This window comes from Arthrobacter cavernae, from assembly GCF_017368795.1.
GTDB lineage: Bacteria > Actinomycetota > Actinomycetes > Actinomycetales > Micrococcaceae > Arthrobacter > Arthrobacter cavernae.
In genome coordinates this window covers 60,993-74,087 of record NZ_JAFNLL010000021.1, presented here as the reverse complement: position 1 = coordinate 74,087, position 13,095 = coordinate 60,993, and the positions used below count along the sequence as shown (strand labels likewise).

The 13,095-nt window shown below is 67.2% G+C and carries 14 protein-coding genes; 6 read left to right on the top strand and 8 right to left on the bottom strand.

The window, feature by feature from the left end; translation table 11 throughout:
- The first annotated feature begins 14 nt into the window (after positions 1 to 14).
- Both J1902_RS10185 and J1902_RS10180 read left to right on the top strand, forming a co-directional pair.
- A complete protein-coding gene (locus J1902_RS10185) occupies positions 15 to 1,142 on the top strand; it encodes a serine hydrolase domain-containing protein (RefSeq protein ID WP_207616140.1) in 1,128 nt (375 codons plus the stop codon).
- A gap of 8 nt (positions 1,143 to 1,150) precedes the next feature.
- The gene (locus J1902_RS10180; protein ID WP_207616139.1) at positions 1,151 to 1,687 is read left to right on the top strand and encodes an HD domain-containing protein; all 537 of its coding nucleotides are present in this window, start codon (positions 1,151 to 1,153) and stop codon (positions 1,685 to 1,687) included.
- A 7-nt stretch (positions 1,688 to 1,694) separates the two neighbouring features.
- On the opposite strand, the gene J1902_RS10175 is transcribed toward J1902_RS10180, so the two are convergent.
- The 4 genes from J1902_RS10175 to J1902_RS10160 form a co-directional block, all read right to left on the bottom strand.
- On the bottom strand, positions 1,695 to 2,888 hold the full coding sequence (locus J1902_RS10175) for a type II toxin-antitoxin system HipA family toxin (RefSeq protein WP_207616138.1): 1,194 nt from the start codon (positions 2,886 to 2,888) through the stop codon (positions 1,695 to 1,697).
- Positions 2,885 to 3,118, bottom strand: coding sequence for a helix-turn-helix transcriptional regulator (locus tag J1902_RS10170; RefSeq protein ID WP_207616137.1), 234 nt, complete (start codon positions 3,116 to 3,118; stop codon positions 2,885 to 2,887). Before J1902_RS10170 ends, J1902_RS10175 begins: the two co-directional genes overlap by 4 nt.
- A gap of 168 nt (positions 3,119 to 3,286) precedes the next feature.
- On the bottom strand, positions 3,287 to 3,925 hold the full coding sequence (locus J1902_RS10165) for a transmembrane-type terpene cyclase (RefSeq protein ID WP_207616136.1): 639 nt from the start codon (positions 3,923 to 3,925) through the stop codon (positions 3,287 to 3,289).
- 117 nt (positions 3,926 to 4,042) lie between these two features.
- Positions 4,043 to 5,362 (bottom strand): ATP-binding protein, encoded by a 1,320-nt coding sequence (locus tag J1902_RS10160; protein WP_207616135.1) that lies wholly within the window; start codon positions 5,360 to 5,362, stop codon positions 4,043 to 4,045.
- Between the two features lie 172 nt (positions 5,363 to 5,534).
- Between J1902_RS10160 and J1902_RS10155 the strand changes: the two genes are divergently transcribed.
- Entirely contained in the window at positions 5,535 to 5,729 is a 195-nt protein-coding gene (locus J1902_RS10155) for a hypothetical protein (RefSeq protein ID WP_207616134.1), read from the top strand.
- 152 nt (positions 5,730 to 5,881) lie between these two features.
- On the opposite strand, the gene J1902_RS10150 is transcribed toward J1902_RS10155, so the two are convergent.
- Both J1902_RS10150 and J1902_RS10145 read right to left on the bottom strand, forming a co-directional pair.
- Positions 5,882 to 7,117 carry an amidohydrolase gene (locus J1902_RS10150; protein WP_207616133.1) on the bottom strand — a complete coding sequence of 412 codons (1,236 nt, stop codon included), beginning with the start codon at positions 7,115 to 7,117 and terminating at the stop codon, positions 5,882 to 5,884.
- Between the two features lie 38 nt (positions 7,118 to 7,155).
- A complete protein-coding gene (locus J1902_RS10145) occupies positions 7,156 to 8,646 on the bottom strand; it encodes an MFS transporter (protein WP_207616132.1) in 1,491 nt (496 codons plus the stop codon).
- A gap of 115 nt (positions 8,647 to 8,761) precedes the next feature.
- Here J1902_RS10145 and J1902_RS10140 point away from each other — a divergent pair, with 115 nt between their 5' ends.
- The 3 genes from J1902_RS10140 (at position 8,762) to J1902_RS10130 (ending at position 10,998) form a co-directional block, all read left to right on the top strand.
- The gene (locus J1902_RS10140; protein ID WP_207616131.1) at positions 8,762 to 9,772 is read left to right on the top strand and encodes an Lrp/AsnC family transcriptional regulator; all 1,011 of its coding nucleotides are present in this window, start codon (positions 8,762 to 8,764) and stop codon (positions 9,770 to 9,772) included.
- A 413-nt stretch (positions 9,773 to 10,185) separates the two neighbouring features.
- Positions 10,186 to 10,335 carry a transposase gene (locus J1902_RS10135; protein ID WP_307794422.1) on the top strand — a complete coding sequence of 50 codons (150 nt, stop codon included), beginning with the start codon at positions 10,186 to 10,188 and terminating at the stop codon, positions 10,333 to 10,335.
- A gap of 81 nt (positions 10,336 to 10,416) precedes the next feature.
- Positions 10,417 to 10,998, top strand: a complete 582-nt coding sequence (locus J1902_RS10130) for a dihydrofolate reductase family protein (protein WP_207616130.1) — start codon at positions 10,417 to 10,419, stop codon at positions 10,996 to 10,998.
- A 406-nt stretch (positions 10,999 to 11,404) separates the two neighbouring features.
- Here J1902_RS10130 and J1902_RS10125 read toward each other — a convergent pair whose 3' ends face one another.
- Positions 11,405 to 12,154 carry an SDR family NAD(P)-dependent oxidoreductase gene (locus J1902_RS10125; protein ID WP_207616129.1) on the bottom strand — a complete coding sequence of 250 codons (750 nt, stop codon included), beginning with the start codon at positions 12,152 to 12,154 and terminating at the stop codon, positions 11,405 to 11,407.
- Complete coding sequence (locus J1902_RS10120; protein ID WP_207616128.1) at positions 12,151 to 13,062, bottom strand: fumarylacetoacetate hydrolase family protein; 912 nt, start codon at positions 13,060 to 13,062, stop codon at positions 12,151 to 12,153. Before J1902_RS10120 ends, J1902_RS10125 begins: the two co-directional genes overlap by 4 nt.
- Between the last annotated feature and the right edge of the window lie 33 nt (positions 13,063 to 13,095).

Sequence of the window (13,095 nt, the reverse complement as noted above, 5' to 3'; positions counted from 1 at the left end):
AGTAGGCTGTTCCGATGGACGTACAGACGATCGCCCCCGGCTTTGAATCCGTCGCGGATCTGTTCCGCAGCTTCCTCGCTGAGGACCCCGACTACTCGGCCCAGCTGGCCGCCTACCACCGCGGAGTCAAGGTCCTGGATCTCAGCGGCGGCCCGCACGTCCGGCCGGACTCCGTCACGGGCGTCTTCTCCTGCTCCAAGGGCATGGCCGGGCTGGTCATGGCGCTGCTGGTGCAGGACGGCGCGCTGGACCTCGACACCGAGGTGGCCAAGTACTGGCCGGAATTCGGGGCCGAAGGCAAGGCCTCCATCACCGTGGCGCAGCTGCTCTCGCACCAGGCCGGGCTGCTCGGCGTCGAGGGCGGGCTCACCCTCGAGGAATACAACCACTCCGAGCTCGCCGCCGCCAAGCTTGCCACCCTGCGGCCGCTCTGGAAGCCCGGAACCGCCTTCGGCTACCACGCCCTCACCATCGGCGTCTTCATGGAGGAACTCTGCCGGCGCATCACCGGCACCACGCTGCAGGACATCTTCGAACAGCGGATCCGCTCCGTCACCGGCGCCCACTTCTACCTGGGCCTGCCGGAATCCGAGGAACCCCGCTTCGAACCCATCCGTTGGACAGCGGACCCCTCCCAGCCGTGGATGGATCCCAGCAGCCACTTCGGCCTCGCGGCCAATTCCGCCGTCGGCGACATCCTGGACCTGCCCAACAACCGCGAGGTCCGCGCCGCCGGGCTCAGCTCCGCCGCCGGCGTCGCCAGTGCCGAGGGCATGGCCCGCATCTACGCTGCCGCGCTCACCGGGCTGGCCCCCGACGGCGGCCTGACCGCCGTCGGGCCCCTCCTCACCGAGGCGACCATCCAGACCGTCGCGGCCGAGCAGGTGTTCGGGATCGACCGCGTGTTCGGCGAGACCAGCGCCTTCGGCACCGTGTTCATGAAGTCGCATGCGCGGATGCCGTATGGCAGCTACCGGGCGTTCGGGCACGACGGCGCCAGCGCGTCCCTGGGGTTCGCGGATCCGGTGTATGACCTCGGCTTCGGGTACGTGCCGCAGCAGGCCGAACCCGGCGGAAACGGCTGCCGGAACGTCCTCCTGAGCTCGGCCGTGCGGCAGGCGATCATCCTACTGCCTCAGTAGGATGGAGCATGAGCGAACCTAGATTCACCGTTGAAACAGCCATGGTCCTTGCCGAGGTGGCGCACAACCGCCAGAAGGACAAGCTGAAGCGGCCGTACCGTGAGCACGTGCTGGCGGTGGGGGATGCGCTGGCCGATTTCGACGACGACATCCGGATCGCCGGCTACCTCCACGACATCGCCGAGGACACCCCCATCACCCGGCAGGCACTGCTGGACATGGGCGTCACCGAGCGCGCCGTGGACATCATCGAACGCGTGACCCGGCGCTTCCACGACGATCCGGAGGACTATGCTGCGGGCATCCTCTACGTCGCCGAGGACCACGACGCCACCCTGGTCAAGATTGCCGACAATGCGCACAACTCCCTGCCGGAGCGGGTGCGGGCGCTCGCCGAAAAGTGGCCGGACAAGCCGCCGGTCACCCGCTATGCCGAGGCCCGCCCGGTGCTCTACACCGCCGTGCCCCGTGAGGAAGTCCGGCTGATCCTGGAGCGGATCAACCCGTACCTGCTGCCTGAACTGGACCGGATCGCGCCGGAGTAGCTGCTGCTCAGCCCTCCATCAGCCGCCGCCGGTGCTTGAGCTCCTTGCCCCAGTCCTTGCTCTGCATCGCGCCGAACGGCGAGGCGCCGGCGTCGAGGTCCCCGATCAGCGGACCGCTCGCCTTCAGCGCCGCTTCAAGGACATGCTCCGCGGCACGCTCCGTCAGCCCAAGCTTCACGGCCCAGCCCAGGAAGTGCTTGCGCGAGATCCCGTTCTTCTTGCCGCCGATGGCCAGCGCGAGCGTCTTGTCTCCATAGACCACTGTGGAGGGGATGTCGTAGACGGGGGCGATGGTGAATTCGCCGTTCGGCGACTGCACCATCGAGACGTTCTTGGCGTGGAGGTCGCCGTTGCCGGAGAGCCAGGCGAAGGCGAGCTGGATGGCCAGGTTCCGCAGGGCCGGCAGCGGCGCGGAACAGTGGGCGGCCAGCGCCGCGCAGACCTGCCCGAACGGCACACTGTACTTGTCCGCCGGGTAGAGCCCCAGCACCTGGGCGCCGTCCTCGACGGCCAGGCGCACCGCTCCGCCGTCGGCGTCGGTGAGGCGGTCGAAACGCTCCACCAGCAGCCCGGCCCGGCCGGCGACGTCGTGCACCAGCTCCACTGTGCTCACCGGGATCCGCAGCCTGCGCGCATAGCGGAACATGAGGAACTCGTTCTCCACCACGAACGGGAACTCGGGGGCGTTGAGCTTGAGGATGAAGCGCTTGCCGGACTGCGCCACCGGGAGCGAAATCATCCCCGCGGATAACTTGTCCTGCACGCCCGCCAGCGCCACCGGATCGATGAGCCCCGAGTTGCCCAGCAGGGCGTCGAAGTCCAGCGGCAGCTTCGGATCGAGTACGACGGCGGCGCCTCCTTCCACGGGCGGCTCGCCGTGCGGGAGGGTCTGGACGTCGCCCACGGCGTCGCCGCCGGCGGCCATGAGGAGGGCAAGTTCGTCGTCGGCGCTCGCCTTGACCGCCCGGCGCAGGGAGCTCAGCCGCCGGCCCTCCGGGAGCAGCCCGGTGAAGTAGGGCGGCACGGCGCCGCTGGGCGTGAAGACGGGCGCGGGGCTGAGGGGGAGCGTGGTGGCGACGGCCGGGCCGTGGGACTCGAGGTACCGGGGAAGGTAGCTGAACTTGGTGCCGCCCTCGTGGCGCTCCAGCCTGGCGGCCAGGGTTCCCTGCTTGTAGACGTCGGCGATCCGGTGGAACGTCATGGCCGTGCCGCTTCGCTGAGAGCTGGACTCAGCGTGAGTTCGAGGCCCAGGGCCGAGAGGACAGCCAGCAGCGGCTCGAGCTGGACTGTTGTTTTGCCCTGTTCGACGAAACGCACAAAGCGTTCCGAGACACCCGCGAGATCTGCGAGGTCGGACTGGCTCAAGCTCAGCGAGCCTCGGCGTGCCCGGACCTGGGCGCCGAGCGCCGTCGCGAATACCTGGGATGTCATGCGCTGCCTGCCTTTCGTGCCCGCGACGCCGGTACGAACGTGCCGGTTTCACCATTTTCCGCCCCGCGACAGGTGGAATCAAGGGTTTGTTGCCATGAATCGGCACGTTCGTGCCGGTTCCATGTGCTGGCTCAGCGTACCGCCGCGTCAGAGGGCCGCTCCAGAGGGCTACGGGTTCCCAGCCGGGGCAAGCGCCCGTGGGCTGTTTCGCGCCCACCACAGCAGGCCGATGTAGGCCAGGTCGAAGATGCTGCAGAGCAGGCCGATGCCAAGGATGAACGGCGAATGAATGTACCAGCCGAAGGAAATCGTTGGTGCAAGAGTCCCGATCCACTTCGCCACGGCGATCAGCATCGATTGGCCCCGGAGGCCCCGCCGAACCGCAAACATGGCGATGAACAAGCCGGACATCAGGAGGTTCTGCAGGAACGCGGCGTAGCGTGCCGCGTTGTCCCAATCGAACTGGACAACGAAGAGCCACTGAACCACGAAGGACGTGAGAAACAGCAGCACAGCCCAGCCTGCAAACAAGGGCCTGGTGACAAATGAGGGCAACTCGGCGCGGCCAAACCTGAGGAAAGTGTAGACAATCACCACGTCGGCCAGTGCCCAGGCGATGTTGATGACTACTTGGACGTCGATCCTTGTCGCCAGGCCGTGGGCCGCGTAGAGGAACTCCCAGGCAATGTTGAGGCCCAAGGCCGCGACCGGGATCGCATAGCTCCTGTCCCGGAAGCCGAGCCGGATGGCCTCGATGTAGACGACCGTCCAGGCGATGCCGCTCAGGATGGTTAGAAAAAGCACCATGGTTTCCTCCTGGCGTGGCCGTGGGTGTCACAGCTCGCGGGAAGCGTGCGAGTTCGCCGTAAACCGAACTTGCAGCGAGCTGGCACGTTACCCGCGAATTCGGGATGCGAACAGGGGCTACACGCGGCCCAGCACCTCGATGTCCTCGAGGAAGTCCCGGTGGACCTCCTCGCTGACCGTGGTGCGGGTGTCGCCGATCGCATCGAGGTAGTCCTGGGTGACCGGCCCCCTGCGCCCGTTGGCGGACACGCCGCCGGCACCATTGCCGCCGCCGGCACCGCCGTCGTCGTACACGGCTTTTTCGAGCGCACGCTGGGAGGCGCTCCGGGCCGCGTACTCAATGTCCGCGGGGGAGAAGCCCTGGGTGCGCTCCACCAGAAGCTGCACATCAACGTCGTCCACCACGGCGGCCGGAATGAAGCGCTGCCACATGGCCTCGCGGGCGTGGGTGTCCGGCAGGCCGATGGGGATGACGTAGTCGAAGCGGCCGTGGCGCAGGAACGCGCTGTCCAGGGCCCGGATGAAGTTGGTGGCGCAGACCAGCAGGCGGCCGGGCTGTTCGCGGAAGGCGGGGATGATCTTGAGGAGTTCGTTGGTGACGCCCTGCAGCGGTGACGGCGGGTCCCCGGCACGCTGCGAGGCGATTTCCTCCACCTCGTCGATGAACACCACACAGTGCTCGAGCTCGGCGATTTCCAGGAAGGTCTCGCGCAGTGCGCCGGCCAGGCCCTTGGGGTCGGCGGCCAGGCGGGAGGGGAAGACCTCCACGAACGGCCACTCCAGGCGTGACGCGATCGCCTTGGCGAAGGTGGTCTTGCCGGTGCCGGGGGGGCCGAAGAGGACCACGGCGCGCGGCGGCACCACGCCGTATTCATCGGCGAGGTCGGCCTCGGCGAGCGGCAGCACCAGGCGGCGCTCCAGCAGTTCCTTCTCGCGCCGCATGCCCGCCACGTTCTCCCACAGATCGCGGGCCAGGATCCGGCCGCCGAGCAGGCCGAGCGGCTCCAGCTCCTGGCGCTGCACCGGGATGGTCCGCTCGAAGTAGCGCAGGTTCTTCTTCACCACGAACCCGCGGCCCAGGAACGCCTCCACGCGCGTCTCGGTTTCAGGCATGAGCGCGGAGAGCTTGTTGAGGCCGTGCGGCGCCATGCGGTTCTCGACGGCGGCCAGCAGCGAGGTGCCGATGCCGCGCCCGCGGAACTCGGGCAGCGTGGCGAGGAAGACGATCCAGCCTTGGTCGTGCGCGGCGCGTCCGACGGCGGCGCCCACCACCTGATCACCCTGCACCGCCACCACCGCGTGGTCCTTCTCGCAGGACGCGAGCACCTCGGACAGCGCGTAGACGGGCTCGACGCCGTCCGCCTTGAGTGACTCCCACAGATGCAGGATGCCGTCCAGATCGGACGAGTGGAAGTCCCTGATGCGCCAGTTGCTCATGGCCTTGCTCCTTGGTGGATCGCCGTTGATGCCTTTGGAAGTCGAGCATAGGCGAAGTGCGTGCGCCGGAGGTTGCCGCCCCGTTGCGTTACGCCGGACGGAGCCCGAAAGGGTCGACCGCGCGGCGGAACGGGAGGAGGATTAAGGGGCAGTCGCTGGAAGGAGGTCTGTGATGTGCTACCCGTACAGCAAGGATTACCGGTGGGACACCAAGAAGGATGCCTCACGGGAACCTGAGGAGCGCCCGGAGCCCCGGGTGGACGCGAAGGACTTCAGTTTCTGGGTCTTCCCACGCCGCCACCGGGAGTTCAGGAACGATCCGGAGCCGGTGATCGACCGGAGCCGCGAGAGGGTCTTCCGGGCATAGCATTTCGGCGGGATAGTGGCTGTGGCCCGGACTCGACGTCTGCAGGCGTCATGTCCGGGCCACAGCCGCGGGTTCGCGGCGTGCGGTGGTCGAGGGAGGGTGGCGTCGTTCCCGTCCTGAGCCTAGGAAGGACGGGAACTGACAGGGAGATCCTAGGCTTCGGCGGCGGTGCCGATCAGTTCGGCACCGACCGCGTTCGCTGCCCGCTCTGCCCGGAGTTCGCGAAGGCCGGCGCGCAGCTCCTGGTCGATGGCCACATCCGCAACGGTGAGGGCCAATGCCAGTGCCCCATCGATAACTGCCCGGTCTCCGGCCGGCGAAACGGCGGCTTCGGCGAACTCGAGGGTGTGCGGAACGGCGTCGCAGTTCCGGAAAGACAGGCTCGGATGGATGGAGGGCAAGAACAAGGAAACGTTGCCCATGTCCGTGGATCCGCCGCCGCCGGAAGCGGCAGGCACTTCGATCCGGTAGCCCAGTTCCTCGATGTTTCCGTCCCAGTAGCGGGCAAGGTCCGGGTGCTGGCGCATGGGTGCATACGGTTCCTCGGTCCGCTCGATCCTCACCTGGCAGCCGCTGGCCATGGCGGCTCCTTCGATGCAAGCCCGCACACGGGTGCTAGCGTCAAACCAGTCGTCTTCATCGAAGGCCCTGATTTCAACCTGAATGGTGCTCTGTCCCGGAATGATGTTGGTCGCCGCTCCGCCACACTCAACGAATGACGCAACGACGACGCTGGTCTTGAGTTGCTGGCGGAGCAGCCCCAAGGCCACCTGCGCCAAGGTTGCCGCGTCTCCAGCATTCACTCCTTCGTGGGGTGCGGCGGCAGCGTGGGCGGCCCGACCCGTGAAAGTCACCGTGATGTGCTCGTACGCCTGTGTGGTGAAGGATGCACACGGGATCTGCGGGCCGGTGAAGCCGTGCACCATGAGGGAGAAGTCGGCGTCGTCCCAGGCGCCCTGTTCGAGCATGAGGATCTTGCCGCCGCCAGCCTCTTCGGCAGGGGTGCCGAGGAGCTTGACCCGGAGGTTCAGCGTCTCCGCCACGTCCTTGAGTGCGAGTGCTGCTCCAACGGCCGCGCCTGCGATGACATTGTGGCCGCAGGCATGGCCGATGCCGGGCAGCGCGTCATACTCGGCGACCAGCGCCACCGTGCAATCGCCGTTTCCGTAGACCGATTCGAGCGCAGTGGGCAGCCCGTAGGCTCCCCGCTCGACGGCGAATCCCGCACGCTCGAGCACGTCGGCCACCTCGGCAGCCGCATGGAACTCCTCGAAGGCCAGTTCGGGATGGGTGCCGATGCTATGGCTTAGCTGCAGCAGTGAGTCGCGGTGCCGTTCGACGGCTTTCGTGATGATGTCCCGCACGGTCGTGGATGTTTCTGGGGTCATGGTGAAGGTTCCTGTCTTTCATGTGCTTTTCCGGGGTCTTAGGGCTGAACGCTGACGGGCGCACGGTCGGAGTCGGAGTCCGCCAGCGCTGTCTCCTCCTGGCCTTCGGCGCTGCCGCGCGAGAGAAAAATGGAGGCGACGGCAGCGGCCACGTTCAGCACAGCAAAGACAGTCCAGATCACTTGGAACGCCTGCAGCGAGGGCGCCGTGACGGTGGATCCGGAGCCGCCGACCGAGACGACCAGCACCGTGGTCACCGAAGCCACGAACGCCCCGGCCAGGGAACCGCCGATGGTACGGGCGGTGTTGTAGACGCCCGACGCTGACGCCGGGGCGGAGGCCGGAGCCCGGTCGATCACGACCGCCGGCAGCGCGCTGAGGACGATTCCGTTGCCGAATCCTGCGACCGCCATCCAGACGATCACGAGCACGGCGGACGAGGGCACGAATGCCAGGCACAGCAGGGCCGCGGCCGACACCAGGAACGCAAACACCAAGCCGGCTTTCTGCCCGATCGCCCGGCCCACCGGATACGAGACGAACGTGCCGAGTGCCAGGCTGGCGGAGCTGATGGCGAGAACCATCCCGACGGCGGCCGCGGACAGGCCTCCGCCGTAGCCGAGCAGATTGGGGTTGGCGGTCAGGTAGAGCACGGGCGGGGCCTGGTTGCCGAACATCGTGACAGCACCCAGGAAGCCGATGCCGATCGGCATGCCCAGCCGCGAGGCGCGGATGACCTTGAGGTCCACGAGAGGGGACTCGGCCCGCTTCTCCACCCCGAAAAAGAGCAGCAGGGCGATGATCCCGGCGGCCAGGGGGAGCAGGGCCTGCGACGACGTCCACCCTTGATGCGGGGCCTCGGACAGTCCGAACATGATGCCCACCAGGCCCGTCCCGAGGAACACGGCTCCCTTCCAGTCAATGCGCCGGGTGGCATCGGGGCTGGTCTCGGGAACCAGGAGCCAGATGGCCGGCACAAGCAGAGTGATTCCGATGGCCGGAATCATCTGCACGACGGCGAGGCTTCCCAGGGCATCCAGCGCCACACCGGACAGCACCATGCCCGCGGCCAGCCCGATGGTGAGGGTGCCCACGATCAACCCGATGTCCCGGTTGGCCGACCGCAGGCGGTGTGCCTTGAGCAGCGCCATATCGAGCGGAAGGAATGCTGCCACCGGACCCTGGACGGCCACGCCGAGCAGGAGCAAGGTGAAATTGGGGGCAAACGCGATCAGCAGGGAGCCGGCAGCCACGAGCGTCACCGAGATCACCAGCAGTTTCTGGTGCCCGAACCGGTCACCAAGCATGGCGAGCAGCGGCACGGAGACGGCAGAAGAGAGCAGTCCCACGGCAAATACCCAGCTGGTCGCCCCGGCGGGCACGTCATAAACGCGCCCGATCTCTCCCAGCAAGGGCACTATCCAGCCCTGGACCAGACCGGAGAAGAGTTCCAGGGCAATCAGTACGGGGACGAACAGGCGAAGCTTGGCGCCTGTCCTGTGAGTGGCCCGTTGGTGGGCTGTGTCCATATTGGGGGTTCCTTCCTAGGAAACGCGCCAGATGCGGTTGTGACGTGGAATACTGTGACATCGGCAACACAAGCGCATGCTGATATGCAGGATTCTGGTGATATAAGGAAGTCATGTGAATAAAGATCAGCTTGACGAGCTGGATCTGCAGATTATCAATGCGCTCCAGATCGAACCGAGGGTGCCGTGGACGTCCCTCGCCAATGTCATCGGCGCCGACTCCGTGACGCTTTCCCGACGCTGGGAAAGGATCTCCGCCACCGGGCTGGCCTGGATCACTGCCATGCATGGAATGGATTCCCCGCGCAGCCTGGCCATCGTCGAAATACAGTGCGAACCCGGGCAAGCTCTCGCGACGGCCGAAGAAGCCGGCCGGGATCCCGCGATCTATTCGATCGACCTCACGAGCGGATTCCGTGACATCCTGATGACGCTGTCCACCAGGAACGACGACGAACTGGCGGAGTACATTCTCGTCAAACTGGGCCGGCTGCCCTCGGTGCGTCTGGTCCGAACGCACATCGTCAATGTAACCGTGAAGATCGGATCGCAGTGGACCCTCCGGGCGCTCACGCCCGCGCAGGCGGCCCGGATCCCGAGGTTCAGGCCCCCGCGCCCCGGAGCCGCGAAAGTCGTCCCGCAGCAGACCATGTCACGGGTGGTTAGCGCCCTTGAGCGGAACGCGCGGGCGACCAATGTGGAACTGTCGGGGATCCTGGGCATGAGTCCGCAGCGGGTCGGGGATGCGATCGCCACGATGAGGCAGCAGGGGTCCCTGGACCTCAGGGTGGACGTCGCGCAGCCATATTCGACCTGGCCGACGGTGTCGTGGTACTTCATCCAGGTGCCGAGTTTGTCGATCAGCGGGGCACGCGAAACACTCGCCGGGATACCTGAGGTGCAGTTCGCCGGCGTGACCACCGGCCAATGGAATTTGATTGTGGCGCTCAGTGCCCGCAGCGGGTCCGACACGCTCAGGCTCGAGGCCGAACTCGAAAGGCGGCTGCCTGATGCCGTGATCATGGATCGGTCCATGGTCGTCCGCGTCTTCAAGCACCTGGGGCGCCTGTTGGATAGATCCGGTTGCGCCACCGGGGAATTCGTCAGCCTGATGGAAGATCGCTGAGCCGGGCTGATCGGACCCGGAACGCCGCACGGGGGTCTGGACGACGACGGCGGAGGGCCACCTTAAGGGGCTCTTCAAGGTTCGTGGTGAAGGGCGCGGTGTCGCAGTGATGTGACGGGGCTCGTGGCCCTGCTGGAATGGGTGTTGCTAGAGACAACCGATCCTGAGGACCACGAGCCATGTACGAGCCTATGGGCTGCGGCGTGATGCGGCGAGCCTGATCTTCAACTTGCCCACCGACGAGCTGGGCGCCGCCTGGGGCGTCAAAGAGCACGTCCGCATGCTGCTGAGGACCGGCTCGATCGCCGACGCGCACGACGCGAAGATGCGTCTGGGCATGGCCGTGCTGGCCGCCGACATGCCCGAGACGACGCCTGTTCGAGACGATCTGCACCTGGTGGGAACAGATCGAGGTGCTCATCGTCACCGGCGCAACCAACGCCCGCACCGAGGCAGCGAACACGAAGATCAAGCACATCAAGCGCACCGGCCGCGGCTTCCGCAACGAGCGCAACTACCGATCCCGTATCCTGCTCACCAGCGCCGCGAGAGTCGCAGCGTGAACTCCCTTCAGCAGGTCAATTCGCCCACGAACCCGCGGAGAGCCGCTAATCTGGGGGCACCCCAAGGCAAAGGAGAGCCCCATGGGCAAGGTGGTCATGTACAGCTCGGTGTCGGTGGACGGCTTCATCGCGGACGAGAATGACCAGCCCGGACCCCTGTTCGACTGGTTGTCCAGCGGTGACGTGCCGTTGGACGAGAGCGGCGAGTTGAAGGTGTCGCAGACGTCCTACGACTACACCCGGCCGTACTGGGACCAGATCGGGGCGACACTAGTCGGCCGCCACGTCTTCGACTTGACGGACGGCTGGGACGGGAAGCCTCCGGGCGGGGTCGACCACGTGGTCGTCGTGACGCACCGGCCGGAGCCTGAGGGCTGGGACCCCGAGGCGCCGTTTCACTTCGTCGACGGCGTCGAGGCAGCCGTGGCCAAGGCGCAGGAGCTTGCCGGTGACCGCATGGTCGAGGTCGCCGCTGGCGACGTCGGTGGCCAGGTGCTTGCCGCGGGCCTGATCGACGAGGTGCGCATGGACGTCGTACCCGTCGTGTTCGGGTCCGGCAAGCGCTACTTCGGGTCGGTCCACGCGCAGCACCTGTTGGAGGATCCTGACGTGGTGATTCAGGGCAACCGGGTGCTTCACCTGCGCTATCGGGTGCGCCGTTGACCGATCTAAGCGGGTACGCGAAGAAGTCCACTGCGAACGGTGACACAAGATCGGGCCTCCGCTCGCTGGCCTAGCACCCGTGCGGCTGCCCGCCGGTGTACGTGCCGCACTTGGGGCAGGTGTCGTAGACGTCGCGCAGCGCGTCGAGCACCTGGTCTGCCGGCGTCGGCCCCCGGCGCCGCTCGAGCACCTGGTCGACGGTGAGCAACGAGCGCAACTACCGATCCCGTATCCTGCTCACCAGCGCCGCGAGAGTCGCAGCGTGAACACCCTTCAGCAGGTCAATTCACCACGAACCGCGAAGAGCCCCATAAGGCGACCCTCCGCCGTCGTCGTCCGCCGACTAGACGGGGAACAGCACGGCCCCGGAGCCGCGAGTTCGCGGGTAAGCGAGGGCGGGGAACCCCTAGCCCACCGGCCGCAGCCGCAGGCCCTGCATGCCGCCGTCGATCGCCAGGGACGTGCCCGACGTCGAACCGGACAGAGGGCTCGCGAGGTAGGCCACGGCGCCGGCCACCTCGGCCGCATCCACCAGGCGGCCGTGCGGCTGCCGGGCGTTGAGGGCGGCGCGTTCCGCGGCGGGGTCGGCGGCGGAATCGAGCAGGCGACCCACCCAAGGCGTGTCCACGGTGCCCGGGTTCACGCAGTTCACCCGGATGCCTTCGCGGACGTGGTCGGCGGCCATCGCCAGGGTCAGGGACAGTACGGCACCCTTCGACGCCGAATACAGCGCGCGCTGCTGCAGCCCCGCCGTCGCGGCGATGGAGCAGGTGTTGACGATCGCCGCGGCCGGAGATTCGCGCAGGTACGGCAGTGCCGCACGGCTGACGCGGGCAATCCCGACGACGTTGATGTCCAGCACGCGGTGCCACTCGGCGTCGTCATTTGCGGCGATGTCGCCCTGGGCGCCGATCCCGGCGTTGTTGACCACCACGTCCAGGCGGCCGAACTTCGCGGCGACGGCGTCGACGGCGGCCCGCACCGAGGCGTCATCGGCCACGTTGCATTCGACGCCGAAATGCGGCGAACCGGCCGGGTTCAGGTCCAGCACGGCCACCTTCGCTCCACCTGCGGCGAGGCGGTCCGCGATGGCCGCGCCGATGCCGGATGCCCCGCCCGTCACCAGGGCTGCGAGGCCCTCGAATTCGGTGCTCACGCCCCCTGCCCGGCGGCCGAGGACAGCGATTCCGCCCGCGTCTGCGCCCGGTAGAACTCCCGGCGCTGGCGGCCGAGTCCGTCGACTTCGAGCTCCACGACGTCGCCGGGCTGGATGTACTGGAAGCGGCCGGAGAGCGCCACGCCCTCGGGGGTGCCGGTGAGGATCACATCGCCCGGTTCCAGGACCATGTACTGGCTGAGGTGGTGGACCACGGTGGCGGGGTCGAAGATCATGTCCGAGGTGTTGGAGGACTGCCGGATCTCGCCGTTGACCCAGGTGCGCAGTCCGAGGTTGCCGGCGTCGAGCTGCCCGGCCGGGACAAGCCAGGGGCCCAGCGGCGTGGAGGACGGCAGGGACTTGCCCTTGGTCCACTGGCCGGCGGCGCCCGGAATCTGGTACTCGCGCTCGGAGAGATCGTTGGCGGCCACGTAGCCGGCGATGCATTCGGCGGCCTCGTCCGTGCTGGAAAGGTATGACGCTTCCCGGCCGATCACGATGCCCAGTTCCACCTCCCAGTCGTACTTTTCCGACGACGGCGGAATGGGGGCGGCGTCGAACGGCCCGCTGACCGTGTTGGCCGGCTTGAGGAAGACGACAGGCACGGTGGGCGGCTCCGCGCCGGATTCGGCGGCGTGGGCGGTGTAGTTCAGGCCGATGCAGACCACCGAGCCGGGGCGGGCAATGGGCGAGCCGATTCGGAGCCCCTCGGCCGAAATCTCGGGCAGATTGCCGGATGCAAGGGCCTCGCGGGTGCGGGAGATGCCGTCCGCGGCGAGGAAACCGCCATCGATGTCCCCGGTCAGCGCCGCAAGGCTGAAGTACTTTTCAGTGCCGTTCGTGTCCTGGGCGACAACAACCGGCTGCTCGTTTCCGGCCGTGCCCAGCCTGGCGAATTTCAAGTTCATGGCTTCCTCCTGCTCTGGGACTAACATCCGAGC